The sequence below is a fragment of the Thermoleptolyngbya oregonensis NK1-22 genome, from assembly GCF_032705245.1.
Classification (GTDB): Bacteria; Cyanobacteriota; Cyanobacteriia; order Elainellales; family Elainellaceae; genus Thermoleptolyngbya; species Thermoleptolyngbya sichuanensis.
Genome location: NZ_CP053540.1, coordinates 698261 through 724916, shown reverse-complemented (window position 1 = coordinate 724916; position 26656 = coordinate 698261). Strand labels below are relative to the sequence as shown.

27 protein-coding genes are annotated in these 26656 nt (G+C 57.2%); 15 read left to right on the top strand and 12 right to left on the bottom strand.

Annotated elements, in window-relative coordinates; genetic code table 11:
• Positions 1–65 precede the first annotated feature (65 nt).
• Positions 66–1592: a ferredoxin:protochlorophyllide reductase (ATP-dependent) subunit B gene (bchB, locus tag HNI00_RS03120; RefSeq protein ID WP_316790607.1), complete on the bottom strand. Its 1527-nt coding sequence runs from the start codon at positions 1590–1592 to the stop codon at positions 66–68.
• Between the two features lie 104 nt (positions 1593–1696).
• Between bchB and HNI00_RS03115 the strand changes: the two genes are divergently transcribed.
• Positions 1697–1834, top strand: a complete 138-nt coding sequence (locus HNI00_RS03115; protein ID WP_316790606.1) for a hypothetical protein — start codon at positions 1697–1699, stop codon at positions 1832–1834.
• Between the two features lie 140 nt (positions 1835–1974).
• On the opposite strand, the gene HNI00_RS03110 is transcribed toward HNI00_RS03115, so the two are convergent.
• The gene (locus HNI00_RS03110; protein WP_316790605.1) at positions 1975–2745 is read right to left on the bottom strand and encodes a DUF429 domain-containing protein; all 771 of its coding nucleotides are present in this window, start codon (positions 2743–2745) and stop codon (positions 1975–1977) included.
• Between the two features lie 249 nt (positions 2746–2994).
• On the opposite strand from HNI00_RS03110, the gene HNI00_RS03105 reads away from it, so the two are divergent.
• On the top strand, positions 2995–3255 hold the full coding sequence (locus HNI00_RS03105; protein WP_068508703.1) for a hypothetical protein: 261 nt from the start codon (positions 2995–2997) through the stop codon (positions 3253–3255).
• Between the two features lie 137 nt (positions 3256–3392).
• On the opposite strand, the gene HNI00_RS03100 is transcribed toward HNI00_RS03105, so the two are convergent.
• The 3 genes from HNI00_RS03100 to HNI00_RS03090 form a co-directional block, all read right to left on the bottom strand.
• Positions 3393–4295: an SGNH/GDSL hydrolase family protein gene (locus HNI00_RS03100; RefSeq protein WP_316790603.1), complete on the bottom strand. Its 903-nt coding sequence runs from the start codon at positions 4293–4295 to the stop codon at positions 3393–3395.
• Positions 4296–4436: 141 nt separating this feature from the next.
• Positions 4437–6041: an ammonium transporter gene (locus HNI00_RS03095; RefSeq protein WP_316790601.1), complete on the bottom strand. Its 1605-nt coding sequence runs from the start codon at positions 6039–6041 to the stop codon at positions 4437–4439.
• A gap of 467 nt (positions 6042–6508) precedes the next feature.
• On the bottom strand, positions 6509–7681 hold the full coding sequence (locus HNI00_RS03090) for a cysteine desulfurase family protein (RefSeq protein WP_316790599.1): 1173 nt from the start codon (positions 7679–7681) through the stop codon (positions 6509–6511).
• Between the two features lie 340 nt (positions 7682–8021).
• Here HNI00_RS03090 and HNI00_RS03085 point away from each other — a divergent pair, with 340 nt between their 5' ends.
• The 3 genes from HNI00_RS03085 (at position 8022) to HNI00_RS03075 (ending at position 12738) form a co-directional block, all read left to right on the top strand.
• Positions 8022–11126 carry a toll/interleukin-1 receptor domain-containing protein gene (locus tag HNI00_RS03085; RefSeq protein ID WP_316790597.1) on the top strand — a complete coding sequence of 1035 codons (3105 nt, stop codon included), beginning with the start codon at positions 8022–8024 and terminating at the stop codon, positions 11124–11126.
• Positions 11127–11308: 182 nt separating this feature from the next.
• On the top strand, positions 11309–11806 hold the full coding sequence (gene rfaE2, locus HNI00_RS03080; RefSeq protein WP_316790595.1) for a D-glycero-beta-D-manno-heptose 1-phosphate adenylyltransferase: 498 nt from the start codon (positions 11309–11311) through the stop codon (positions 11804–11806).
• 167 nt (positions 11807–11973) lie between these two features.
• On the top strand, positions 11974–12738 hold the full coding sequence (locus tag HNI00_RS03075; protein ID WP_316790593.1) for a GUN4 N-terminal ARM-like repeat domain-containing protein: 765 nt from the start codon (positions 11974–11976) through the stop codon (positions 12736–12738).
• An 82-nt stretch (positions 12739–12820) separates the two neighbouring features.
• Here the strand turns inward: HNI00_RS03075 and HNI00_RS03070 are convergent, their stop codons facing one another.
• Complete coding sequence (locus HNI00_RS03070; RefSeq protein ID WP_316790590.1) at positions 12821–13990, bottom strand: DUF58 domain-containing protein; 1170 nt, start codon at positions 13988–13990, stop codon at positions 12821–12823.
• Positions 13991–13995: 5 nt separating this feature from the next.
• Positions 13996–14346 carry a YkgJ family cysteine cluster protein gene (locus HNI00_RS03065; RefSeq protein WP_316790588.1) on the bottom strand — a complete coding sequence of 117 codons (351 nt, stop codon included), beginning with the start codon at positions 14344–14346 and terminating at the stop codon, positions 13996–13998.
• Between the two features lie 414 nt (positions 14347–14760).
• Between HNI00_RS03065 and psb30 the strand changes: the two genes are divergently transcribed.
• The 5 genes from psb30 (at position 14761) to HNI00_RS03040 (ending at position 18185) form a co-directional block, all read left to right on the top strand.
• A complete protein-coding gene (gene psb30 / locus HNI00_RS03060) occupies positions 14761–14892 on the top strand; it encodes a photosystem II reaction center protein Ycf12/Psb30 (RefSeq protein ID WP_068508718.1) in 132 nt (43 codons plus the stop codon).
• Positions 14893–15321: 429 nt separating this feature from the next.
• Positions 15322–16314, top strand: a complete 993-nt coding sequence (locus HNI00_RS03055) for a ribose-phosphate pyrophosphokinase (protein ID WP_297079264.1) — start codon at positions 15322–15324, stop codon at positions 16312–16314.
• Between the two features lie 303 nt (positions 16315–16617).
• Positions 16618–16968, top strand: coding sequence for a histidine triad nucleotide-binding protein (locus HNI00_RS03050; protein WP_297079252.1), 351 nt, complete (start codon positions 16618–16620; stop codon positions 16966–16968).
• A gap of 195 nt (positions 16969–17163) precedes the next feature.
• Positions 17164–17550, top strand: coding sequence for a hypothetical protein (locus HNI00_RS03045; RefSeq protein ID WP_316790584.1), 387 nt, complete (start codon positions 17164–17166; stop codon positions 17548–17550).
• Positions 17550–18185: a histidine phosphatase family protein gene (locus tag HNI00_RS03040; RefSeq protein ID WP_297079256.1), complete on the top strand. Its 636-nt coding sequence runs from the start codon at positions 17550–17552 to the stop codon at positions 18183–18185. The genes HNI00_RS03045 and HNI00_RS03040 overlap by 1 nt, the downstream gene beginning before the upstream one ends.
• A 6-nt stretch (positions 18186–18191) precedes the next feature.
• Here the strand turns inward: HNI00_RS03040 and HNI00_RS03035 are convergent, their stop codons facing one another.
• The 3 genes from HNI00_RS03035 to HNI00_RS03025 all read right to left on the bottom strand — a co-directional run bounded on the left by HNI00_RS03035 (position 18192) and on the right by HNI00_RS03025 (position 20997).
• On the bottom strand, positions 18192–18977 hold the full coding sequence (locus HNI00_RS03035; RefSeq protein WP_316790581.1) for a phosphate/phosphite/phosphonate ABC transporter substrate-binding protein: 786 nt from the start codon (positions 18975–18977) through the stop codon (positions 18192–18194).
• A 157-nt stretch (positions 18978–19134) separates the two neighbouring features.
• Positions 19135–20370 (bottom strand): pre-peptidase C-terminal domain-containing protein, encoded by a 1236-nt coding sequence (locus HNI00_RS03030; protein ID WP_316790579.1) that lies wholly within the window; start codon positions 20368–20370, stop codon positions 19135–19137.
• A gap of 27 nt (positions 20371–20397) precedes the next feature.
• Positions 20398–20997, bottom strand: coding sequence for a VOC family protein (locus HNI00_RS03025; RefSeq protein ID WP_084782239.1), 600 nt, complete (start codon positions 20995–20997; stop codon positions 20398–20400).
• Between the two features lie 577 nt (positions 20998–21574).
• On the opposite strand from HNI00_RS03025, the gene HNI00_RS03020 reads away from it, so the two are divergent.
• Complete coding sequence (locus HNI00_RS03020) at positions 21575–22240, top strand: LysE family translocator (RefSeq protein WP_316790576.1); 666 nt, start codon at positions 21575–21577, stop codon at positions 22238–22240.
• A gap of 8 nt (positions 22241–22248) precedes the next feature.
• On the opposite strand, the gene HNI00_RS03015 is transcribed toward HNI00_RS03020, so the two are convergent.
• Positions 22249–22527: a glutaredoxin family protein gene (locus HNI00_RS03015; RefSeq protein WP_316790574.1), complete on the bottom strand. Its 279-nt coding sequence runs from the start codon at positions 22525–22527 to the stop codon at positions 22249–22251.
• Between the two features lie 116 nt (positions 22528–22643).
• On the opposite strand from HNI00_RS03015, the gene cysH reads away from it, so the two are divergent.
• Together cysH and HNI00_RS03005 are read left to right on the top strand one after the other, a co-directional pair.
• Complete coding sequence (cysH, locus tag HNI00_RS03010) at positions 22644–23375, top strand: phosphoadenosine phosphosulfate reductase (RefSeq protein WP_316790572.1); 732 nt, start codon at positions 22644–22646, stop codon at positions 23373–23375.
• Positions 23376–23498: 123 nt separating this feature from the next.
• A complete protein-coding gene (locus HNI00_RS03005) occupies positions 23499–24491 on the top strand; it encodes a ligase-associated DNA damage response exonuclease (RefSeq protein ID WP_316790570.1) in 993 nt (330 codons plus the stop codon).
• 30 nt (positions 24492–24521) lie between these two features.
• Here the strand turns inward: HNI00_RS03005 and HNI00_RS03000 are convergent, their stop codons facing one another.
• Positions 24522–25517 (bottom strand): GNAT family N-acetyltransferase, encoded by a 996-nt coding sequence (locus HNI00_RS03000; protein WP_316790568.1) that lies wholly within the window; start codon positions 25515–25517, stop codon positions 24522–24524.
• A gap of 79 nt (positions 25518–25596) precedes the next feature.
• On the opposite strand from HNI00_RS03000, the gene HNI00_RS02995 reads away from it, so the two are divergent.
• Together HNI00_RS02995 and rppA are read left to right on the top strand one after the other, a co-directional pair.
• Positions 25597–25881, top strand: a complete 285-nt coding sequence (locus HNI00_RS02995; RefSeq protein ID WP_316790566.1) for a hypothetical protein — start codon at positions 25597–25599, stop codon at positions 25879–25881.
• Between the two features lie 28 nt (positions 25882–25909).
• Positions 25910–26599, top strand: a complete 690-nt coding sequence (gene rppA, locus HNI00_RS02990; RefSeq protein ID WP_316790564.1) for a two-component system response regulator RppA — start codon at positions 25910–25912, stop codon at positions 26597–26599.
• Positions 26600–26656: the final 57 nt, after the last annotated feature.

Sequence of the window (26656 nt, the reverse complement as noted above, 5' to 3'; positions counted from 1 at the left end):
CAGCATAACGAAGCACATCACTGTCCCTGCAAATCTTAGCAAACCCGCATTTCAGCGATCTCGCTCTATGCGCCAACGGCTTCTTTGGCCGCGTAGAGGACTTCGGCGGTGATAGTTTCAATACCGCGATCGCGGGCAAATTTTTCGGTGTTGCGCTTCACCTTGCCGCGCACAAAGCCGGGAATGCGGTTCAGTTCTGCTAGACCATCCTTGCTCCACGCCAGATCAGAATCCGCCGAAACGCCCCTCGTAATGACCTCTTTGGTATCGTGCCCGCCAAAGATTTCCAGCAGGTGATCTTCCATGCCCAGCGTGAAGGAGTTGTAGATCAAATCCGCAATCTGATTCGTCCCTTCGTACCCCATAAATGGTTTATAGCCGATGGGGAAATTCTGGATATGAATCGGCGCGGCGATTACCCCGCAGGGGATATCCAGCCGTTTGCCAACGTGGCGCTCCATTTGCGTACCAAAGATGGCAGCGGGTTCCAACCGGGCGATCGCATCTCCAATTTCGCCATTGTCATCGCTGATCAAAATCTCATCGCAGTAGCCGCGCACCTGTTCACGAAACCATTCAGCATCGTATTTGCAATAGGTTCCCGCCAGCACCACGCGAATGCCCATTTCCCGCGCCAGGATCTTGGTAATCGCCGCTGCGTGAGTGTTGTCGCCAAACACGACCGCCTTTTTACCCGTCAGGTTTTGACAGTCAATCGAGCGCGAAAACCAGGCCGCCTGAGAGACATACAGCGTCTGGTCTTGAATGAACGATTCGTAGTCTACGTTTGCGCCCTGCTGGTTCAAAATGGTTTGAATTGCTCGAATACAGCGGGCCGTTTCCACCACACCCATCGGCGTAGTGTCTACAAAGGGCATTCCAAATTCAGCTTGCAAATACTCCGCAGTCATCCGCCCCAGTTCGCGATAGGGAACCAGGTTAAACCAAGCGCGGGGCAGGTTCTTTAGCTCATGCACTGATGCGCCTTCAGGAATGACTGCGTTGACCTGAATGCCCAGGTCACCCATTAGTTTTTTCAGTTCGCGACAGTCGTGCTGATTGTGAAATCCCAGCGTGGAAATGCCGATGATATTGACGGATGGCTCCGTCGTTTTATCCGTCCGCAAATCATCTTTTTTGCGGGCCTTTTCAATGTAAAACTGCACGATTTGATGCAGCGTGCGATCGCCCGCTTGCAGTTCATTCACCCGGTAATGATTCACGTCTGCCAGCAGCACATCGCTTTTCGCCTCTAGCTGCGCCCGCTCGACAAAGTTCTGCAAATCTTCTTGCAAAATGCTGGACGTGCAGGTGGGTGTCAGCACGATCAGATCAGGGCGTTCTTCTTTGTCTTTGCGCGTGATATTGTCTACTACTTTTTCCTGCGAGCCGCGTGCCAAAACGTTGCGATCCACGATACTCGCCGTGACAGGCGTGAAGTCTCGCTCCCGTTCTAGCATCGATCGCATCACGTTGAAATAGTCGTCCCCCAACGGCGCGTGCATAATGGCGTGGACGTTCTTGAAGGAACTGGCTACCCGCAATGTGCCAATGTGGGCTGGGCCAGCGTACATCCAGTAGGCAAGTTTCATAGGGGTTTGGAGTTGGGGACAAGGAGGCGCAGCAAGCCCAGATGTAGAGCGGGCACTGGCTCCGTTTACGATATTCGATTGTCGCAGAGGATGGGGAACCCGGAGTGCGGGCTGTAACGGACGGAAATGTGGGGTTTAGCCAGAGGGCGATCGCCCAATCTCTTGCCTGGCAAATGTTGTGGCGATCGCCCTCCACCCATGTCCCCGCACTCACCGCAATGATTCTTGAGATTTCGTTATAACCTGCAAGCTCTGAAACCTGCCCCCCGGCGCAGGGCAGCCGGACGCGCTTGCGTCCTCAACGAGATCAACGAGATCAACGAGATCGCTGAAGAGAACCACTGGCTAAACCTGCGTCAGGTATTGGATGTGGGGCTTGAGCTTATCCCACTGGCATGGCCGCTCCTGCATGGCTTGACGGGTCAGCAACGGGCGCTGGAACGACGATGTAGCCCTGAGTGCGATCGCCCAACACCCAGTTTCTCGCCTCGCCCCAATACCACCAGTGGGCGGCAATGTAGGCACACACAATGCTGTCGAGCATGTCTTCTACGGCCTTCAAGTCCACACCGCGTACGGGAATATCGGGCAGGGTTTGATCGGGCATAAAATGCAGCGCCGGGGTCAGGACAGGCAGCACAGTCAGGACGTAATGCCGCAGTTTAGCGAGTTCGGCACGACGTTCAGCAACAGTGCCCTTTTTATATTTCAAAATGCGCGACAGCCCAAACAAATGCACCATTGCCGGGTGCGGGAAAGACTCGATTTGAAAGCGGATGGGAGCCTGGGGCTGAATCGTCGGGGCATGGGCAAAGCCGCGAGCCTCCAGGCTGAGGCCAAGCTGCACGGTGCGCTGGGCAAACGGGAGTCCCAGATTGGCCGGATAGCAGCCCGCGTGATAGCGTCCAAAGTGCTTATGGGCCAGGCGATCGGGCAGGCGCATTCCGGTGGCGTTGGGGATTAGCGTGGGCGCATCAACTGCCACCCCCGCAGGCTCTTCTGGCGACACGCAGGCATCGATCCAGTCCAACAAGTCGGGAATATCGGCAAGACGGGTGAGATCCTTCAGCCACAGAGCGTTGTCCTGAAACACCAAGCAACAAAGGCCACTGGGCTGAGAAGTCCAGCCAAAATCGATGCCAAGAAACTTCATAGAAAGAATTTAGAAGGGATTTACGTAATTTTGATATCCCAAGCTGATATTTATTTGCATCACTCAGGCTACATCACTCAGGCTGCATCACTCAGGCTGCATCACTCAGGGTGTATGACTCAAGTTGCATAGCTAAGTTTGGACGGCCAGTAGGTTTCTGTAGCTAAAAGCCCTGGCTCCCTACTTGGTTCCTTAAATTTGGTTCCTTAAATATTGACTGCTCCTGCCCCCACCCTAAGGAGACTCCTCATGGCTGAAATTGTTGAGTGCCCAAGCTGCGGCAAAAAGACGGTGGTCCTGGCTGGCCCCAATCTCTACCAGTGCCTCTCTTGTGACTTTAAGCGTGACCTTTCGACCCCCAAAGATCCCTCGCCCAACAACGACTTCCCCTGGATTTGGATCACGCTGATTATTCTGATGCTCATGTCTTACTTCCAGCCCATCTTGCGGGATAATCGCCCGGTTCAACAAACGCGCCGAGTCGCACCGTCTTCAATGCTTTATTTTTGAAGCATTTAGGAATTACGCACTAGGGCGGTTTCTCGCGGGCTTTGTCTACGAGAAACCACCCAAAATCCAGAAAGCTTGTCGCAAGTGCGGAAGTCCTGGCATTTTTGAAGCAGACGCTTGCGGCGTAATCGATTGCGCTATACGGTGGGCAGCGTTTGCCGCAGGTACAGTTGCAGCGCTGCCCGCCACACCAGGTAACCCTGCGAATTGAGATGCAAACCGTCCGTGCTGAGGAACATCTTAAGGTTGCCCTGGGCGTTGGCAAAGAGCGGATATAGATCGAGATAGTAGGCTCCTTCAGACTGGGCGATCGCCGCGAGTTGTTGATTGAGCGCCCGAATGCGGCTGTTGGGTAAGGCTAAGAGGCGATCGCGCCCTTCCCAAGTTGCCTGCTCTGCGGCATGGGGCAGGATGGACTGCACCAACACTTGCGTTCCAGGGTGGGTGCGGCGTAGATAGCGCACAATATCTCGATAGTGAGCCAGGATGGCTGCATCGTCTGCGCCCCAGATCAAATCGTTGATGCCGATCATCACCACGATGGTTTGGGGCCGCACAGGATCGAGGAGATGGAGCCGTGCCCGCAGCCGATCGGTGGTGTCCCCCGAAATGCCCTGATTAATCCAGTTGCGCTCTGGCGGCAGCAGGTCGGGCGGAAACCATAGACTGATGGAATCGCCCAGCAGCACGGCCAGCCGCTCTGGTGGATTTTCGGCGGCGGCGATCGCCTCTTGCTGCAACAGGTCAACCCACTGCTGATAGTTCAGCAGGTGGCGTATTCCGGTCTGGGTGGCGGGTGGGGGCACAGCTTGTGGGGGCTGGGGCAACGCCTGAGACAGGGCGCTGGGCGCGAGGCGAGTGTGGTGATGCCGCAGCAGGGTTCCTGTGAGTAAGGTCAACATCACGGCATTGGCTATCAGGGAAGCCCGCACAATTGGCGGCTGCGATCGCCACTTTGTCCGCAGTTGCCGCAACCGAGCTTGCAGCCGGGCCCAGTAGGGTGCGAGGTAGATTGCAAACTGAAGAGAGCGATCGCGCATCGGTCTTGTCTCTCAGTCCTTTTTGCTCAGGGTTGGAAATCGGATGTAAAAAGCGGTGAGCCTGATCAAGCATCAAGACTCACCGCTTATGATACTGAATCTCTTCTAGTTCTGAGGAAACCCAAAACAGAAAGTCAGCGATTAGTTCGGATTACCCGCAATGCCCGTGGAGGTGCTGCTGGTGGTGTAGACACCCGAAGGAGCGCCCGTCGCATCTTTCACAAAGCCAGCGTAGGCTTCCATGCCGTGCTCGCCAATGTCCAGACCCACCAGTTCTTCTTCCGCAGACACTCGAATACCCATCAGAGCCTTGAGCGCATACCAGAAGATGGTAGACAGCACGGTGATGATCAAACCGCAGAGCAGCGTACCGCCAAGCTGAATGCCGAACTGGGTCAAGCCGCCACCATAGAACAGACCCGCCAGTGGACCTTCGCCATCGCCATACAGCGTACCGTCTGGCCCTTTAGCAAACAGGCCCACCGCCAGCGTGCCCCACAGACCGTTCACTAGGTGAACCGAGGTTGCGCCCACTGGGTCATCAATGCGGATGCGGTCGAAGAAGCCGACAGCCAGCACCACGAGGATGCCGCCGATCAGACCGATGATGGCCGCTGCGCCCGCAGTGACCCAGGCGCAAGGGGCAGTAATCGCCACCAGACCTGCCAGAATGCCGTTGATTGTCATAGACAGGTCGGGCTTGCCCAGCAGAGACCAGGCCGTGAAGGTCGCCGCCACGCCACCAAAAGCAGCCGCGATGTTCGTGGTCAGCGCGATGTGGGCGATCGCCGAACCGTCGCCAACCCCCATCGTCGAACCGGGGTTGAAGCCAAACCAGCCCAGCCACAGGATCAAGCAGCCCAGCGTGGCGATGCTCATGTTGTGACCTGGCAGGGCATTGGGAGTGCCGTCTTCGTTGTATTTGCCAAGACGGGGGCCGAGGATAGCAGCACCCATCAGCGCAGCCCAGCCACCCACGGCGTGAACCACCGTCGAACCGGCAAAATCCCAGAAGCCGCCTTCGCCCAGCAAACCGCCGCCCCAGACCATGTGGCCCGTGATGGGATAAGCAAGACCCACCAGCAGCAGGCTGAAGAGCATGAAGTCAATGAACTTGATGCGCTCAGCAACCGCCCCAGACACGATCGTTGCAGCGGTTCCAGCGAACACCAGCTGGAAGAAAAACTTGGCAGCCAGAGGAACGCCTGCCCAGCTAATGGCGCTGTACACGCCTTCGTAGGCATCACCCGTTGCAGGGCTGTTGTCTGCGCCAGAGAGGAAGAAGGGCGCAGCCGTGCCAAAGAAGGGATTACCATCGCTGAACATCAGACCCCAGCCGATGAACCAGTAGGCAATCGTAGACAAAGCGAACACAATCAGGTTTTTGGAAAGGATATTAACAGCGTTCTTTTGGCGGCAAAAGCCCGTTTCTAACATCCCGAAGCCTGCGTTCATAAAGAACACGAGCACCCCTGCCAGCACCACCCAGAGGGTGTCCAGCCCGACCCGCAGTTCGTCCGTGGTTGCAGCCAGAGACTCGACCGTGGGCGCATCCTGGGCAACCGCAGCCGTGCTGCCAACCAGCAGGATCAGCGCCACTAGGGGAATGCAGGCTTGCCAAGTCGGAGAGAGAGAATTAATGGTCGCCCGGGGGCGCTCTAAAAGCATTTTGGCGATCGCAGTCAGGCCCCGCCGATCGATCAGCGGCTGCCGTCTGTTTCGCTTTTTGAGAACTAATCTAGACATTGGTGGACGTTCCTTGAACGTAGATAGACTAATGACGCGGCTCAAAACCGACACCGCATCCCCAAATCGAAGAGGAGGATAATAGACCAGCCCAGGTTTCAAGAGCCAGGTCAGCTTGGCAGATTATATGATTGCTACCGCTCCAAGCAATTGCGCCTGTGGCAAAAAAACGCCAGCAAGCTCGAAGCCATAAGCAAGAGCCTATGGAAACTTAGCGCAGGGCGTGAATCAATTAATACAGATTCCACCAATGAAGAGAAAGTAAATCTGTATCCTGAATTACAAAACTAGATCTTCGACCCAAATCCCTACAGGACTTACGCACTTACAATAAAGTTTCTGGATTCTGGGCGATTTCTAGCGGGCATAGCTCGTGAGAAGTCATCCAACTGCGTAAGTTCTATGGAAGTTTATTCAGCCGAGGCTCGGGTACTTTGCGTGAGAACAGAGTTGGACAATCAGGAGACTCATACCACGGGCTGCTGCAAGCTCTGTCCGAGAGCCAAGCGCTCTAGGATTTGGCGGAGGGCGATCGCCGTCCAGTCGATATCGGCTTCGGTCGTGTAGCGTCCCAAGGTGAGCCGAATGCCGCCTGTGGCCTGGCGATCGCCCAGTCCCATCGCCCGCAGCACAGGGCTGGGCTGGAGCTTGCCGCTGTTGCAGGCAGAGCCAGCGCTGATGCCAATACCAGCCAAGTTCATCTGGCGCACCAGGGTTCGACCCGTCAGGGCTTGTCCGTCGGCGTGGCGCAGGCAAAAGCTGACGTGGTGGGGCAGTCGATGCAGGCGATCGCCCGTAGGGATAAGCTCCGGCACGTCGGCCAACTGGTCAAACAGGCGATCGCGCAGGGAGATCAACCGGGGCGTTTCGCTGGGTAGCTCGCGAGCAGCCAGTTCTGCGGCCATGCCAAATCCGGCGATCGCGCCCACAGCCTGAGTTCCCGACCGTAGGCCCTGCTCTTGTCCGCCGCCGCCCAAAAGCGGAGCCAGCGCCACGCCAGGCCGGACATACAAAGCCCCCACCCCCTGCGGCCCGTAGAGCTTGTGGCTGGACAGCGAGAGCAGATCTACAGGCAACCGCTGCACGTCTAGCGGCAGCCGCCCCGCCACCTGCACCGCGTCGGTATGAAACCGTGCGCCGTGATCGCGGGCGATCTGTCCTAGCACTTCGATCGGCTGGAGCGTCCCGATTTCACTCTGTCCGTAAATGATCGAAACCAGCACCGTGTTGGGTCGCAAGGCTGCCTGCAAGTCGGCCGGATCGACCCGCCCCTGGCGGTTGACCGGAAGCCACGTCACCTGCCAGCCCTGGCGCTCCAACTGGCGGGCTGGTTCCATGACGGCCGAATGCTCAACGCTGGATACGATCAAATGCTGGGGCGCGGAATATTGACGTGCGATGCCGCAGAGGGCGAGGTTATCAGACTCGGTGCCGCCGGAGGTAAACACAATGCTGTCAGGTGGTGCATTGATCAGGGCAGCGACCTGGGCGCGGGCCAGTTCTAGGGCTTCGGTGGCCCGCTGACCCCACTGATGCAGGCTGGAGGGATTGCCCCACTGCTGAGTCAAAACGGCGTGCCAGCGGGCGATCGCCTCTGGGCGGGTGGGCGTGGTGGCGCTGTAGTCCAGATAGATCTGCATCGAGCATTCCCCGCAAACTCCATTTCTCAGGATATCGCGCCCCGATGGCAGCAGCGGAACATCCCTGTTCTAGCTCGATGTTCTAGCTCCATCTCAACCCGTCCCGTCTCAACTCGTCCCGTCTCAACTCGTCCCGTCTCAACTCGTCCCATCTCAACTCGTGCCGTCTCAACCCGTACTGATGGAGTATCTTGTTTTTCCATGCAAATATAAAAAATGCCAACAACTCGCTCGATCTCCCAAGCTGCCCAGTAGGATAGAACCATTCTGGGGTTGCCCATCGCTTCCCTACGGTTTTCCCAAACGGCTTCCCCCACCGCTTCTTTAAGTTGCATCTACCATGAGCGATTCGGCATCCGGGTCTGCTGCTGCGTTCTCTGCGCCCTCTCTTCCTGACAACATCACGGGCATTCGCATGGCGGATGTGCTGCTGCTGCCTGACGAACAGCAGGCGGTGGTGCGGTGGCTGCTGCGCCATAATGTTGTGTCTCTGAGCGAAACGGCTGCTCACTTTCAGCAGACCGAAGCCGAGATGCAGGCGTTTTTGCTGCCGCTGTTGGAAAAGCGCATTGTCCGTCAGGTGGAGCAGGATGGGGCGATCGCCTATGAGGTAAAACTGGCACACAAATCCAACCGCCGGATGCCCAGGGACATCTGGAAAATCCTGGATGTGTCCAGCGAAACGGCAAATGTCTTTGTGTCCTATTCCCGTCGCAACAAGCCCTTTGTGCAAACGCTGGTGCAGGCGCTCCAAAAACGAGGGCGCGAGGTCTGGGTTGATTGGGACAGCATTCCGTCGGGAGCGGACTGGTGGGAAGAAATTAAGCTGGGCATTGAGGTCGCCGACACCATGATCTTTGTCCTCAGCCCAGAGTCGGCGGCTTCGGAGGTGTGTGGCCGCGAGCTAGAACATGCCTTGCAACATCAGAAGCGGCTGCTGCCTGTGGTTTGCAAAGACGTTGACCCGGCGCTGGTGCATCCCGAACTGGGCAAGATCAACTGGATTTTTTTGCGAGATACAGACAACTTTGCAGTTGGGTTTCGCAACCTGGTGTCGGCGCTGGATGCCGATTTGTCTTATGTGCGAACCCACACGCGGCTGCTGGTGCGGGCAACGGAATGGAACGCACGCGGCAAGGATCGCAGCCTGCTGCTGCGGGGCAGCGAAATTCAGGAGGCTCGGCGCTGGCTAGCAGAGAGCGATCGCAAGTCTCCCCAGGCGCTGCAAGTGCAGAAGGAATACATCTGGGCTTCCTACAACGAAGAGATGGATCATCAGCAGGAGGAACTGGCAGAGCAAAAGCAGATCCTCCGGCAGCAGCGATTGCTGACCCAGACGATCGCCGCGGCAGGAGCGATGGCGATCGCCCTTGGGATCGTGTCCTTCAGCCTGTATCGCTCGGCGGAAAGTAGCCGCAGCCTTGCAGAGCGGGAGCGACTGACGGCGCTGACGGAGGCTTCGGGGGCGCTGTATGGCTCGGGGCAAACCTTTGAAGCGCTGGTGAAGGCCGTAGAAGCAGGGTTTACGCTGAACACCCTACAGCGGAGAGAACAGGCGCAGAATTCAGACGTGCGATCGCGCGTGTTGTCTTCATTGCAGCAGGCGATTTACTGGGTGCATGAGCGCAACCAACTGCGAGGACACGCCGGAGCCGTGTGGCAGGTAGCCCTCAGCCCCGATGAGCGACGGCTCGCCTCTGCCAGCGCCGACGGCACGGTTCGCCTGTGGCAGATGGATGGAACGCCTGTGCAAACGCTGGCAGGCGACACCTCCCAGGCGCTCAGCGTTGTCGTGCTGCCTCACGAACGAATTGTCAGCGCCCATGACGACGGTAGCCTCTGGTTTCGCAAGCCCAACGGCACAGGGATTCGCCAGTTTGCCCACGGCCAGGCGGTCAATGCGCTGAGCGCCGCGCCCAATGGAGAGGCGATCGCCGCCGCCAGCGAAGACGGCACGGTGAGCCTGTGGGATGAAGCGGGTCGGCGCTTGGGCACACTGCCCAGCCAGAACAAACCCATCCGCATCGTCGCCCATAGCCCCGATGGAAAAATCCTGGCAACGGGCAGCGCCGACGGAATGATCCGCCTCTGGCAGACGGATGGAACCCGCTGGAAGACCATTCCCAGCGGCGATTTGGCAGTGACCAGTCTAGCCTTTAGTCCCAACGGGCAAATCCTGGCTGCCAGCGGGCTGGATGGGCAGGTGCGGCTGTGGCGGCTGGACGGCACACCCATCCACACCTTCCAGGGGCATTCTTCGCCAATCTATAGCCTGGCATTTAGCCCAACAGACGATTTGCTGGCCACTGCGAGCGCCGACAAGACGATCAAGCTCTGGCGATTGGACGGTACGCTGCTGTCTACGCTGGGCGGCCACACCTCCCAGGTTCACAGCCTCCGCTTCAGCCACGATGGCAAGACGCTGATTTCTGGCAGTGGCGATCGCACGCTGCGGCTATGGCGCGTGAATCACACGCTGCTGAACCAACTGTATGACCACACCGACCGGGTGTATGATGTGGACTTTTCTCCCGACGGCGACCTGATTGCCTCCGCCAGTGGCGATCGCACGGTGCGCCTGTGGAACCGAAACGGCCAGTTGCAAAAGACCCTGGCCGGCCATACCGCCGCCGTGCGCGGCGTGGCCTTCAGCGCCGATAATCAAACCCTGGCTTCGGCCAGCGCCGATCGCACGGTAAAGCTCTGGAACCGAAACGGCGACTTGTTGCAAACCCTGACCGGCCACACCGCCGCCGTGAACGAAGTTGCCTTTTCACCCAGCCGCGACCAGATTGCCTCCGCCAGCGACGATGGACTGGTGCGCCTCTGGCAGCGCGACGGCCGCCTCGTGAACACGCTCCAGGGGCATCGCGGCGGCGTTCTCAGCGTGGACTATAGCCGCGACGGGCAGATGCTCGCCACGGGGGGCACCGATAAGGTGGTCATGCTGTGGACGGCAGAGGGTCGCAAACTCCGCACGCTGCGCGGCCACAGCGGCAAGGTGTATCACGCCAGCTTTAGCCCCGATGGACGGGCGATCGCCACCGCCAGCTACGACAACACGGTCAAGCTCTGGACACCCGACGGCACGCTGTTGGTCACGCTGGAAGGGCACAGCGATGGCGTGCTGCATGTCAGCTTTAGCCTCGATGGGCAAACCCTGACGACCGCCAGCTACGACGGCACGATCAAACTCTGGACGCTGGAGGGCAGGCTCATCAGCACGCTCCGCGGCCACCGCGACGGGGTCAATGCTGCCGTCTATAGTCCCGATGGGCAGACCCTCGCCACCGCCAGCAACGACCACACGATTTTGCTGTGGACGCTGACCCAGATGAATGACCTGAAACATCTGCTGAACCTGGGGTGTGACCTGCTGCAAGACTATCGTCATAGTCTGCCTGTGCTGGAGCAAGGCCGATTGGCAGAGTGTGATAGGACTTAGGCAGTTGGACGATTTCTCATGGGCGCAGGCCGCGAGAAATCGTCCAGAACCCAAAGAGCTTATCGCAAGTGCGTAAGTCCTGTGTGAATCAAGGGAATGAGGAGGTCAAGCAATGAGCAATAAGGGGGCGATAATTTGGAGAGCCGCTTTTCCCTAAACTCCTGACTCCCAAACCCCTGATTATGCCCGTCTATACCCTGGCTGAATTGCAGCAGGCGATCGCCCAAAATCCTGACCAATGGCGACCGCTAGTGTTTACCAATGGCTGCTTTGACCTGATTCATGCGGGGCATGTGCGCTACTTGCAGGCGGCGGCAAACCAGGGGCGATCGCTCGTCGTGGGGCTGAATAGCGATGCCTCGGTGCAGCGCATCAAGCCCGCCAAACCCGGACAGCCGCCGCGTCCCATCGTGCCCACAGCCCAGCGGGCCGAGGTGTTGGCAGCACTAAAACCCGTGGATGGCGTGGTGGTGTTTGAGGAACCCACGGCGATCGCCCTGATATCGTCCCTCCAGCCCGATATTTACGTCAAAGGCGGCGATTACACGGTCGCAACGCTGCCGGAAGCGCCCACAGTCCAGGCCTACGGCGGGCGAATCGAGCTGATTCAAGTAGAAGTGCCCAGTTCCACCACGGCGATCATTCAGCGCATTCTGGCAGGCGCGGCCAGTAAAGAGTAGAGGGAGAGATTCAAGTAGGACTTACGCAGTTGGACAATTTCTCGTGGGCTGCGCCTGCAAGAAATTGTCCAAAATCCAGAAAGCTGATGGCAAGTGCGTAAGTCCTGTAAAGGTTAAAATGAGAAATCGCGTAAAACTCGCGCTTTTGCTCGGTGCTGCTGCAAATCATGGATAACGTGCAAGCCAATCTGTCGCAATCTCCGCTGGATATCACCGCTACGTCCGAGCCTGGCGCGTCTGACTTCATTCCAGATTTCCTCGCCCGCCTCCAGTCTGAAAACGAGAAGACCCAGTTGCAGCTGATCCAAGACATTGCCGCCCAGGGCGAATCCGGGCTGACGGTGCTAATGCGGGTGCTGCAAGACCGCCAGGGCCGCAACCCAGGGCCGCTGGAAGGCAAGGCCGTGCAGATTTTGTCCGCCGCCGAATCCCCCAAAGCGCAGGAGTTTTTGCAGACCCAGTTTCCTCAGGGGTTAGTGCCTGGGCGATCGCAGCGCGGCGTAGACTATTCCCCGCTGCAAACGCTGCTAGTTCAGCAAGACTTTCAGGCGGCCGATCGCCTGACGCTAGAGAAACTGTGCGAATTGGCGGGGCCGGCCGCCGTGCAGCGCCGCTGGATTTATTTCACCGAAGTCGATGACTTTCCTATTGAGGATTTGCAGACCATTAACACGCTCTGGCTCGTCTATTCCGAGGGCAAGTTTGGCTTTTCGGTGCAGCGCGATCTGTGGCTTAGCGTGGGCAAAAACTGGGATCGGCTCTGGCCGCTGATTGGCTGGAAGTCGGGGAATAGCTGGACACGCTATCCGGGCGGCTTTACCTGGAGTTTGACGGCTCCCCGTGGTCATCTGCCCCTGTCCAATCAGCTTCGGGGCGTACGCACGATGGCCTCGCTGATGGCACATCCGGCGTGGACCGCGCAGGAGAAGTGAGGCTGATTTTGGATTTTGGATTGGGGATTTGGGATTTTGGATTTTGGATTGGCGATTTTGGGTTGCACGAGGTGCTGACGGTCTATTGCTGAAGCTGGACAAGTAGCGGTTTGTCTGGCTGGATGATTCGGCCGGTGGTCGATTCGTCTGGGTGACTTCCGCTAGAGTCTGCATCTCGCCAGAGGAGCCAGCGGCTTTGGGGCGGCAAGCTGTTGCAGCGCTGAAGAGAGGGCGTGAGCCAGATGCAAGGAGATTGCGTAGGCGGGTGATTGGGGGAGGGTTCACCGGGCTGCACGGCGGCAAGGGCTTCTAGCACAAGGCGATCGCCCCGCAGACTCCCCGTTCCGGCAGTCCACAGGCTGACAGTCATGCTCTGGCGCAGCGCATAGGCATAGAGCGAGGCGGACGCGATCACGGCTTGTTCAAAAGCATCGGGCTGCCAGAGGGCGGCGCTGTCCAGCACAATTACAACTTCCTGTCCACCTGTGAAGCGCTCCAGTTCTCGTAGCCGCAATTCGCCGTAGCGTGCGCTGGTGCGCCAGTGAATCAGCCGAGTCGGGTCGCCCCAGCGGTAGGGACGCAGCGTCCGCGTCACGCCTTCGGTCGCCATCTGGGCGCGGCGCTGGCTTTCGGTGGTGTGGCTGGGGTCTTGCCCCATTTCGTCGATCAGGGGGCACTGGCTGAGGGGCAGCACGGTCGGGTAGACCACGGCCGAGGCATTGACTAAGTGCGATCGCCGTCCCCAAAACAAGCCCAGCGGTGTGGCAGTCCGTAAATCCACCCCATCCCAGCGATACACGCCCCGTCGGTCTGCGGTGCGGCTGTAGACCCAGCGATAGGTCTGGCCGGGCGCTAGCGACTCGATGACGGTCGTTTCTGCTGGGCCCAGTTCTGGCGGCGGGCGATCGCACACCTGCAACAGCGTTTTTGCCTGTCGTCCAGTGTTTTCAACGGCCAGTTCTAAGTTCAACGCATCACCCGCACTGACGGGTTCAATCGGCATTCGGCGAACCGCCAGCGCCCGCAGCGATCGCCCCGGCAGCAGCGCCCCCAGCACCAGCAGCGCCCCCATCAGCCCGCTGGTGGCATAGAGCCAGCCCGCCATCGTATTTGTTGCTGCGCCAAAGAAAAATAGAGCCAGCCCAAGGGCGACCCAGCCACCATAGGACGGCGCGACCCAGCGCGTCTCTAGTCGGTTTGCCAAGGTTGCCCCCAGCCGCCGAATTCCAAACCGTTTAATGCCTAGCCTCATAGTTCTTATATGCCCACTTCTCGGTCAAAGCGCAGCATCTCTAGACTGCGATCGCCATACACGCCCTCAATCTGCTGGCGGCAACAGTCGATCGCAAAATCATTTAGCTCCTCTGGCTCAATGCCAAACAAATCCTGGAACACGGCTGGCTCTACTCGGCAAAAGCGGGGGCGCTTCTCGTAAATGGTGCATTCCCGCGAGTCTGGATCGAAGTGAATGCACCAGCCGTCGGGGCCGACCAAGCTCAGGTATTCCGCCAGTTCCGGCGGCGACAGATATTCTTCCAGATCAGGACGCTCTGCTGGGTCAAGGTGGCAGCAAGCCCCACACTGTTTCACGCAACGCCAGGTTGCCATAGCCTCTCAACTCCCAAGTACGATCGCCCCTTCCAAAGCGCCCAGAAATGCCCAGAGCCGCATCACGCCATCAGCGCAGACAGCCCCATCGACGGAAAACCCAGATCGAAAATTCAGGGGAAAGTTTTGTAACGTTTTTTAATTATTCTGGTGCAGCTTCGCGGGGCGATCGCCACACGGCTCTGCCAAACCAATTCGGGCGGGGCAATTTCTGGAAATCCTGAAGGGAAAAGCGTTTAGCCGAACCGGCTCCATCTCTTCATCACGCGCCAGAACTCCCCACTACCCGCTGTCCCAGACAACCACCGGATTTTTGTTAACTTTCTGAGAATCGGGTTCCCCACACAGGTAAAATAGGCGAAGACATTTGACTTAACTAAACCTAACCTAAATTTCGCGGCACGTGAGGGCGCAATGGATCTGATTAGCAATCTGGTTGGCAATGTTAACTGGGAAGCCATTGTTCAGTTGACTCTGGTAGGCATGATCATGATTGCCGGGCCAGTGGTGATTTTTCTGCTGGCTTTTCGTGGCGGCGATCTGTAATCTCTCCGTAGTTTTGAAGTAGTTGACGAGCGTTTACGTTGACGAGAGTTTACACCGAGAGCTTACACACTGCCCGGATTCAATTGCTATCATGAGAGACTGAAGGCGATCGCCATTTTTAGGCGCATTGCTTCAGTCTTCATAGTTTTTGCTTTGCGTTTTTGCACAGCCAAGGCCTCACTGAGTTCTTACAGAGTTTTGTTTCGGTTAGGCTGCATGGGTCGTTTCGGAGACGTGTCGTTTCGGAGACATCCTGACAGCTTCGAGTTCCGGTGTTTTCTCTGATTTTTCACCCCGACCGTTTCTTCCTTTAAGGCTATATTTGGCAGTTTTACATTTTCCAGTATTTATTAATTTCCGTGGAAATCTGAGCGGCTGTTGTCAAATTGGAATGATAAGATTGCGGTGACTATTTCCCGAGGAACTGTTGTGATCCGCTCGGCAGCTTTGTCTCTTCAGCCTCCTCTGCCTCAAATTGCCGACAACAGCCGCCTCAGGCTGTTTTCGGGTTCTGCCAATGTCCCCCTCTCCCAAGAGGTGGCCCGCTATCTTGGCATGGACTTGGGGCCGATGGTTCGTAAGCGGTTCGCAGATGGTGAGCTATACGTCCAAATTCAAGAGTCCATTCGCGGGTGCGACGTTTACCTAATGCAGCCTACCTGCTGCCCAGTGAACGACCACCTGATGGAACTGTTGATTATGATTGATGCCTGCCATCGGGCATCCGCCCGCCAGATTACGGCGGTGATTCCCTACTACGGCTACGCTCGCGCAGACCGGAAAACTGCCGGACGCGAATCGATTACAGCCAAGCTTGTGGCCAACCTGATTACTCAGGCAGGCGCGGATAGAGTGTTGGCGATGGATTTGCACTCGGCCCAGATTCAAGGCTATTTCGACATTCCGTTTGATCATGTCTACGGTTCGCCCGTGTTGATTGAGTACATCGCCAACAAGCAACTGTCGGACATTGTGGTAGTGTCGCCCGACGTAGGCGGTGTGGCCCGCGCCCGCGCCTTCGCCAAAAAGCTAGATGACGCTCCGCTCGCCATCATCGACAAGCGCCGCCAGGCCCACAACGTGGCCGAGGTGATGAACGTGATTGGCGACGTGGCCGGCAAAACGGCTGTGCTGGTGGACGACATGATCGACACCGCTGGCACGATTTGCGAAGGGGCGAAGATTTTGCGGGAACAGGGCGCACGCCAAGTCTACGCCTGCGCGACCCACGCCGTCTTCTCGCCGCCTGCCACTGAGCGCCTCTCCAGTGGGTTGTTTGAAGAGGTGATCGTTACGAACAGCATCCCTGTACCCGAAGATCACCGCTTTAAGCAACTCACGGTGCTGTCGGTGGCGAACATCATCGGCGAAACGATTTGGCGCATCCACGAAGATAGCTCAGTGAGCAGCATGTTCCGCTAGATCTGTTGCAAGGCTCTGTCGCAGGCATCTAGTCTGAGCTTGTTCTAAGTTTTTCTAAATTTTTCCAGAGATGGCGATGTGAGATTTTGCTCGATCGCCATCTTTTTTTGGCTCTCTGGGTTACCCGGCTGTCGCGTTGGCGCTGAGCGTTTGGGCTTGTTGGGCAAATCTGTTGCGCCAAGTTGCTAGGAAACTCGTAGAATTTCACCAGTCCGCTGAATGTGAAACGCTGAGCGCAGTTGCTAGAGAATTCTATTCAGACCTATATTTCACCTAATATTTCAATATCTCAAGCGTGATCCCATGACCGAGCCAGCAGATACTCTGTTTCTCAAAATTATTCGCCGCGAAATTCCTGCGGACATTGTGTACGAGGATGACTTGGCGATCGCCTTCAAAGACATTAACCCCCAGGCTCCTGTCCACATTCTCGTTGTGCCCAAAAAGCCAATTCCCTGCCTGGCCGACGCAATTCCCGAAGATCATCGCATTCTGGGGCATTTGCTGATGACAGTGAAGCGGGTTGCAGATCAAGTAGGCCTAGAAAACGGCTATCGTGTCGTGATCAACACCAAAACCGATGGCGGGCAAACAGTCGATCACCTACATCTGCATTTGCTGGGCGGTCGCGCTTTGGCCTGGCCGCCGGGTTGAGGGGTGTTGTCCCAGTTTGCGACTGCCTAGTTTGCGGCTGTTTAGTCTGCGGCTGTTTAGTCTGCGGCTGTTTAGTTTGCGGCTGCTTTGAAGGGCGATCGCCCGGCTGGATCTAAAGAAACCCCGTAACTCCCTTGCCGATTTGAGGATAAGCCTTAGGATCTAAAAAATCGTTTCGCCTTAAGATAAGCCCTAATGAATACCGACAAACTCAGCTTTCTGGACGAAAATCAATCGGTTGCTTCCGTCGTTACCAAGCTGCACGAGTATTTCAAAAACTCCTACTCTCGCTGTAAGGTGAAGCGCAGCCAGTGCCTGAGCCAGCTAGAAGCGGCAACTGGGGAGAAGGAACAGGCAATTTTGCAAGACCTGGAAAAAATTGACCAGGAAATGGCACTGTTTGGTGTGCTGAATGACGCACTTTCGATTGCAGATCGCGTGGTGCATTCCAAAGCAATGTCGAGTGCGCTTGGGCTGGACAGCGAAATTTATCAGATCCACCACGAAACGGAAGAAGAACAGCGGGCGGAGTGGAATTTGGCAGAATATCGAATTTCGCAGCAGCGGCAGACGCAGCAGTAATGGGACTCACGCTTTACTTCCTGCGGCATGGGGAAACGCCCTATAGCCAGACCGGCCGATACTGCGGCGAGATCGATGCTGAGCTAACGCCCGAAGGACATCAAATGGCAGCGGCCTTTGCTGCGGCCTATTCTAGTGTGCCCTGGGATGCGGTCTACGTCAGCCCGATGAAGCGCACGATTGCGACGGCTACGCCGCTGTGTCAGGCGGTGGGGCTAGAGATGCAGCTACGCGACGGGCTAAAGGAAATTCGCTATGGCAAATGGGAAGACCAGTCGCCAGAATTCGTCAAGGAACACTATCTCGAAGATTACATCCGCTGGATGACCGAACCCGCCTGGAATCCACCAACAGGCGGCGAAACAGCAGTGGAAATTGCCAGTCGTGCTTCACTGGTGGTGGCCGAGATCGAGGAAAAATACCCCACGGGCACCGTGCTGCTGGTGTCGCACAAGGCGACGATTCGGATTTTGCTCTGCACACTGCTGGGCATTGACCTGGGGCGCTATCGAGATCGCCTCAATGCTTACGCTGGGTCGGTCAGCATTGTGAAGTTTGGCGACCACGGGCCGATGCTGGAGGTGTTGGGCGATCGCACGTATATGGGCGACCTGCGGCATCGCACCGGGACTTAGCAGCGGTCACGCCTCTGAACCAGACAGCGAGACGGCGGCGGCGATTTGCTGCATGTGGCGAATGGGGTCATAGTCGCGATCGCCCACCAGCACAAATCGGGCCAGACCGCCCCTTGCTAAAATCTCTTCTCCTTCTGGATCGTCGGCCATTTGCACGAGCAGGCTGCGGAGGCGGGTGCGGAGCGCAGCAGGAACCGTAGTAGACACCAGCCAAGGCGGACTGGGGCTGGGGCCAAGCGTGTCAATCACGCGAATCTGGCGTTGCAAAGATGAATCTTCGCGCAGCGCGTGTTCTAGCACCGTGCTGTCGATCGCCGACGCATCCACGTCACCGCTCAGGATCTGCTGGAGCGAGATCTGGTGTGCGCCCGACTCGACCACGCTGCCAAAAAAGCCGCTGCGCTCTTCTAGCATGGCTAGGTGGTAGCGCGTCAGGATATAGCCAGAGTGCGATCGCGGCTCGTTGTAGGCCCAGCGTGCGCCGCGCAGATCCGTAAACTGCTGAAACGGGCGATCGCGCCGCACTACCACGTCTGAAAAATAAATCGGACGATTTTGGTAGCGATCGCCCCGCATCACAGGCGCAGCCAGCAGTTCAATCTGCGGATTTGGCTGATCAGCCTTTTGCACATAGGGCACACCGCAAATCCAGCAGACCTGAATTTCGCCCTGGTCAAAGCGCTGCTCCCGCTGTTGCCAGGGAATTTGGTCAATAAACTCGGTCGGCAGTTCGAGTTTTCGTTCTGCATAGGCTGCAATCTCCGCCATGACAGGCAGCGTGTTATCAGCCATACAAGAGGTGAATTTTAAGAGGCGGGTTCCAGATTGATCTGGTCGATGATCCATACGTGTAGCCGAACAAGCTCGAAGGGCGATCGCCATCTCTCAGACCTAAAAGGACTGAGAAAAGACCAATCCTACCAGACTTGCTCCAGCAGACAACATGCCGCTATGCCAGTCCCCTAGCCGCACCCGCATCCACCAAACAGCCGCTACAGCCACAGCGCCCATACGACAGCAACCTTTGACCCAGTGCCCTATTCACGGGTGGGCCGCTGCGCCGCGTTGCCTGTCTCGCAAACTGGGCTGCCTGCGTGCTGAGGGGGTTCACGCTGGCATTGCCATAGGACACTGTATGTCCCAGATCATTCAGCACCGCGATATCCAAAACCGTTGCCCGCTTACGCTGGCCACGCTGGGCAAACGGGGTCATCAAGGGTTCCCCTACGCCGCCAAAGGTGTAGTCATTGCGAATATGCTCAGAACTGTCCAACGGCAGGGCATTGCCGCCATTCTGCGCTCTCGTATTCGACCCACCAAAGCCGCTGCTGGTCATGAGCCGACTGAAGGCGCGACTGGTGCCAAACCCCAGGACATGGGCAATTTCATGCAGCGCGGTCGAGAAAAAATCCTGCTGATTTCTAGGAATATCGCTGGTGCTGTCGAGCGTGCGGTCAAAATACCAGTCCGTGGTAAGGTTAAACGCCATCGAGCCAATCCACGGCTGGAACGTGTTGCCCTCATACCGACTCTCGCCCACGAAGTAGCCCGACGGCCCCGACAGCGCCAGGGTTGTGCCGCCCAGTTGCCGCGCCCCGACAAAGATGGTCAAATCATCAATCGGGCGATCGGTCACAAAGGTTCGCACGGTTCCCCCCGTGGCCGGATTTCGGACGTTCGGCGTGCGTTTCCCCGTGGGCACGTCAGGAAACTCACTCCGGATAATCGTAGACCAAACCTCTGCCGCTGCCTCTAGCACGGCTCGCCGCAGCGGGGTAAACCAACCCCTCGTGTCAAAGCGATAGTCGATTTCAATTTTGAAGTCGCTAGTCTTTAGCGGCGCAGCCGACAGCGTAAGCTTGTAGTTTGTCCGCTGGTTTGCCTGATTGGGCACCACGCGAATAAAGTAGGTGCCTGCCGTCAGGGTGTCACGGATCACTTCTGGGCGCTTCCCCTTTCGAGCCGACTGGAGCAGGGTTTTGCCCTGGTCATCCAGCAGGGCCACATCTGCATTTGCTGTTAGCTCCGACAGATTCAGCAAAAACTGGCTGGCTCGCAGCACTCGAAATCGGTAGAAATCCAGATCCTTGCCACCTACGAAATCCCGAAAGGACTTGGGCGTTTCTGATAGGCGAATACGCCGCGCGGCGTTTAATGTGTTTCCAGCGCGATCGGGAGGAGTCATAGCGTGTATACCCAGTTGGCGGACTTGCTAATTTGCCACTTCGGACATCTCAAAAATCCGACCGTCCCAGTCTTTCACTAAAAAGTTCAGCGGTTTATCGCTGCGAATCTTGTACTGTGCGCCCCGGCTCTGAATTCGCAACAGCATTTGCTCCAGACAGTCGTGATCAAAGCAGACATGGCGCTGGCGGTTCTTTTCGCCCAGGCTTGCACCCGTAATCACATGAAGTTGGGTCTTTTTGCGGAGTTGGTACCACAGTCCGTCGGGATTGCTGAGCGAGGGGCTGGTGGAATAGCCTGTGGTGCCCGATAGATAGAGCGGGTCTAACCCAGCCCCGCCAATGGTCTGCTCGTAGTTGTAGTAATAATGCAGCGGCACATCGGCGGCGGGCAAATCCAGCACCTCTTCATAGAAACGCCGCGCTAGCTCCAGATCCGACACCATGATGGTGTAGACCTTGGGGGCGCTGGAAAGGAACATCCACATGGCTCCAGCGTAGGCAACCAGCAGCATCACCATCACGCCCTGAGTAGACAACAGCCCATCGATTGGGATCGCCAGGAAGAGGGAGAACAGCTGGGTAAATAGAAGCTTGGTGAACAGGGGGTCTGCTAGTGAAGCGGTCATTAGAGGGAGAGCCATGAGCATCTGCACAGTACAGCAAGCGCTAGAAGAACGAAGAAGGAAGAACGAAAAGGGAAACCAGAGCCATGAGCATCTGCACAGTACAGCAAGCGCTAGAGGCGCTGGGTGGGCACGATTACTGACTCCAGTGTATCAAGAACGTCTGGGTCATCAAGGCCGGCGATGCAGCTTGAGATGGGAGGGGGGAGGCGGGGCGATCGCCCTTCCTGCTTCATTGGGCGCGTCCCAATGCTGCAAGTTTGCCCTCATCCCCCAGCCCTTTCTCCCAAAAAAGGAGAAGGGAAGCCAGATTGGAAGTCCCTCTCCCAAAGTGGGAGAGGAATTTAGGGTGAGGGCTACAAAAGTGGGATACACCCGTTCCATTTCCCGAATTCTCCCAATTGGCACAATGAATAGGCGTGGAATAAGAATAAGCGTGGAATAAACGTGCTGGAAGCTCTGCGAAGGCTTGACGAGCAATCCAAAACCGCAAATCCAAAACCGCAAATCCAAAACCGCAAATCCAAAATCGAGAATTGACGCTTGATTGACGCTTAATTGACACTTGGATGTTTCCGAGATGTTTCCGACATTGGCACAAGCATGGACACAGATATGGACACAAAGCAATCTGACCCTGAGCCACATCGTTGCCCTATTTTCAGCAATGGTGGTTCTGGCAGCCATTCCCAGCGTCAGCGTCCTCACAGTCTCCACGCGGGCGGCCAGCCTTGGGTTTCTGCATGGCGTGCTGACGGCGGCGGGCATCGTGGTGGGTGATCTCCTGTTTATTGCGATCGCCCTGTGGGGACTCTCATTTCTATCCAGCGCCCTGGGCAGCCTGGTGTTTCTGATCAAATATCTGGGCGGAGCCTATCTCATCTGGCTGGGTCTTCGGCTATTTCGCGCCAGAGAGCAGCCTGTGGAAGCGCAGGCCCTCTCCCACTCGTCGAGGGTCTCCAGTTTTCTAACCGGGCTGCTGATTACCCTGGCTGATCAGAAGGCAACACTGTTTTACCTCGGCTTTTTCCCTGCGTTTCTGGATATGTCTCAGGTGTCCTATGTCGATGCAGGCGTGATTATGCTGGTGGCGATCGCCGCTGTCGGGGGTGTAAAGGTCATCTACGCACTGCTGGCAGACCGAACCCGGTTCCTCCTGGGCGCAGGGCTAAGCACTCGGCTGAATGCGATCGCAGGCGGTGTGATGATGGCAGTTGGGCTATTGCTGATTCTCACGGCGGCATGAGGCGACCGTCACGCTGCGGCCAGCGCCTTTTGCAGCAGCGCCTCCAGTTGCGCCACACCGGCCCGGGGCGAGAGGCGGGGCAGCGGAATCAGGTCAGGCGGGGAATCGGGGCGATCGCGCTCCCAGATTAGCACCGGAATCTCATACTGATAGGCCTGAAACCAGTCGTCGCGAGTGGTGATGTCGCGAATTTCCAAATCGATAGAAACGCTTTGCACCTGCGTCAGCTTTTCTTGAAGCCCCTCGCACAAGTGGCATCCGGGCTTGCTGTAGAGAATGAGCTTCATCGTAAACCCCTGATTCTTCTCAATCCCCATTTCCCCATCGGCTTACGCGCCTTTTATCGTAAAATATACTCATTGAGATTCTCCCAACTGGCAACCTCAACCCTTAAACACGCATTATGACTCAATCCGTAGACGCTCCGGCGCAGACGCAGCCGTTCGACCTAGACGCGCTCAATCAGCAGTTTGACACCGCCCATCCCAAAGACATCCTCGCCTGGAGCGTGGAAAACATCCCCACTGGCCTCGTACAAACCAGCGCCTTTAACGTGGATGACCTGGTGCTAACGGATATTCTCTACAAGCAAATCAAGCCTGCTCAGCCTGTTCCTGTGCTGTTTTTGGACACGCTTCACCACTTTCCTCAAACGCTAGAACTGGTCGCCAAAGCAAAGGATTTGTACGCCCTCAACCTCCAGGTCTACAAAATTCAGGACGTAGACACCCGCGAAGCCTTTGCCGCAAAGTACGGCGAGGCGCTGTGGGATAGCGACATCCTCAAGTTTCACGATCTGACCAAAATCGAGCCGCTCCAGCGCGGACTAAGCGAACTCAACACCGTCGCCTGGATCACCGGCCGCCGCCGCGACCAGGCCACCACCCGCGCCGATATGCCCGTGTTTGAACTGGATAAGCAGGGCCGCCTCAAGATCAACCCCCTAGCATCCTGGACGCGCAAAGATAGCTGGGCCTACGTCGCGGAACACAGCATGATTTACAACCCGCTGCACGATCAGGGGTATCCCAGCATTGGCGACGAGCCAATCACCACCCCCGTCGGCGAAGGCGAAGACGAGCGGGCTGGTCGCTGGCGCGGCACAGGCAAAACCGAGTGCGGCATTCACATCTAGAGTTTCGCATTTCGGCTCAAGTTTAAGGTCAACAAACTTTTCCCGTTCGCTATGGTGTAGAGGCGTGCAGTTGTGCGCCTCTTTTTTCATTCCTGCTTCCATCCCTGCCGAGCCTCCCTGCTCATGACGCTGATTACTGTTCGCCCTGAAGGACTTTATTGTGAAGCGGGCGACTTTTTTATCGACCCGTGGCGACCTGTAGACACGGCGCTGATTACCCACGCCCATTCTGACCATGCGCGATCGGGGTCAGCCCGATACATTGCAACGGACGTTTCGGCAGGGGTGTTGAAAAAGCGGCTGGGCGAGAGCATTCAGCTTCAGGGCGTGGCCTACGGTGAGCCGCTAAAACTGGGGAAAACCTGGGTGTCATTTCATGCGGCGGGGCATGTGCTGGGTTCGGCGCAGATCCGGGTAGAGCATCAGGGTGAAGTGTGGGTCGTTTCGGGCGACTATAAGCGCGATGCAGACCCGACCTGTGCGCCGTTTGAGGTGGTGGAGTGCGATCGCTTTATTACCGAAGCAACCTTTGGTTTGCCAATTTACAACTGGCAGAGCGGAACGGAGGTGTGCAGGCAAATTTACAATTGGTGGCAAGGCGACTTGGAACGTCCCTCGCTGCTGTTTTGCTATGCCTTTGGCAAAGCACAGCGAATTCTGAGTGAACTGCGAAATTTCTGCGATCGCCCTGTCTATGTACACGGTGCCATTCACGCACTGACGGAGATTTATCGCAGCCTCGGAATTCCGATGGTGCAAACGATTCCCACCTCCGAGATGCCTCGCAGCTACAAGTTTCAGGGTGACTTGGTGCTGTCGCCGCCGTCGGGCCATCGCTCAAGCTGGATGAAGCGGTTTCAGCATCCGCAGACTGCCTTTGCATCTGGCTGGATGGCGGTGCGCGGCGCACGACGCAGACGCGGATACGAACGTGGATTCGTCCTTTCAGATCATGCTGATTGGAATGGACTTGTGAATACAGTGCGTCAAACTAAGGCAAAAACTGTTTACGTGACTCATGGGCAGACAGATGTATTGTCCCGCTACCTAAAAGAAGAACAGAATGTGGACGCGATGCCGCTTAAGACGCTGTTCGAGGGAGAAGGTGATATTTGAATTGAACGTAAATGAATTCGTAAGCCAACTTTAGAGCTTGCGGGCATAGAGCGTGTAACGCCGGATGGAATGGGCATAACGGCTGCTCAGATTGCGAGAATTGTTGTCATCATGCATGAGGGCGTGAATGGCACGACGATAGCCGAGATCATGGGCGATCGCCTGCACTCGCGCCACCAGCACGTTGCCCAATCCTGCGTAACGGCGGCCGGGTAGCACTGCTACGGTTTTGATAATCACCGTATCCACCGTTTCGCCGCGCTGCGCCTGGAGCAAATCGGGCACGGCAAACAAAAAACCCACCAGTTGCGGCTCCTGCTCTGCCAGCAGCACCAGTTCCGGCTGCACGTAGGGACGCACCTGGCGATACTGCGTCAGAAATTCTGCCTGGGAAATCGGGCTGTAGAGAAAGTTGTGCTGAAACGCCACCAGCGATAGGGCATGAATTCGCTCTAGCTCTGCGTCGAACTGGTCGAGTGCTAGCGGACGAATCTTCACGCCTGCCGCGTCCAACCGCTGCTGCACGGCTGTCAGGCGCGGATCGACCTGGGTTAAGTCCGTCGCCAGCGCTGAGGAATAGTGTGCGATCGCCCCAAAGCCCGCCGCCTCAAACTGCCCGCACCATTCATCAGGATTGTCTGGCTCCAGGAAAAACAGCGGCTCTGTGCCGCGATCGCTCAGCAGCCGATAGCGCCGCCAGGTGTTGCCGTCGATGGGGGCGATCGCCAAGGTGCAGCCCAGGGCTGCCAGTTCCCCTGCGGCATGGTTCAGCAAGCCTGCCGCCGCCGCCGAATCCATCACGTTGTAGTGACCTATGAAGCCTAGCCGTTCGCCCCAAATATCGGGCAGCGATCGCCACCAGAGGGAGCAATATCCGACAACGGCTTCCGATCGCTGCAACACCCAGTGGGCATCGGGCTGGTGCAGTTCCAATAGCCGCGCTTCCAAGAGCGGAAAACCGTCCCGACTGGCCAAGAAAGCCAAGTCAGCAGAATTGTTAACCTGGATGTAACGTTCTGTAAGCATGGTGTGAGGGCGTGCCACGACCGATCGGCAGCGAATCTGGCGCTGTCTCTGTCATAGCTTTAATATCGCAACTTGAGAAATGCTGGAACCAATTATTTACCTGGCGTTGTTTGGGCTGGCGGGATGGGCGATCGCCCAACTAGTGCGCTGGCTGGCGACGGGGAGGCGGCCCCGCTCGTTGCCTGGAAAACCCGCCGGGGGTGTCAAGCCTGTTCTAGAAAGGCGACTGGTGCGACTGCTGAATGGCGATCGCGCCGCTGCCCATCGCCTGGTGGAATCTGTCCAGCAGCGCTATCCCGACCGTCCAACTGCCTGGTGCTGGGAGAAGGCGATTTTTGACCTGGAGCGCGATCGCTTCCGCTAGCCCCCAGTCTCTGACATAGAATACTTCCATGCAAATTCTCTTGGTAGACGACGAAATTGAACTCACCGAGCCGCTGACGCATGTCCTCAAGCGCGAAGGCTATACGGTCGATGTGGCGCACGATGGGGCAGAGGGGGGAACCCTGGCAACGCAGGGCAGCTACGACCTGCTGATTTTGGACTGGATGCTGCCTCACCAGAGCGGGCTAGAAATTTGCCAATCGCTCCGCGCCAAGGGCGACACCACGCCCGTCCTATTTCTCACGGCCAAAGACACGATCGATGACCGGGTCGCTGGGCTGGATGCAGGCGCAGACGACTATCTGGTCAAACCATTTGAGCTACGAGAGTTGCTGGCACGGGTGCGGGCGCTGCTGCGGCGGCCCCCTAGCCTGGAACCCAGCGTGCCAGTCCGATCTGCCGCTCGCCTCGCCGTTGGGGATCTGGAGCTAGATTTGGACAATCAGGTGGCCTATCGTCGGGGACGCACCATCGAGCTATCGGAAAAAGAAAGCCAACTGCTGGACTACCTCATGCGGCATCCTAATCAACTGCTGACCCATGCCCAAATCCATGAGCAGGTGTGGGGCGATGCTGAAAAAATCAGCAGCAACGTACTAGCGGCGCAAATTCGCCTGCTCCGCCGCAAGATCGAAGGCAAGGGCGAAAGCACGCTGATTCATACGGTGTATGGGAAGGGGTATCGGTTTGGAGAATAGGGCCGAGAGCGCGGGGCGATCGCCCCTAGTTCTCGCCTTCTGTTTAGGCTTTGAATA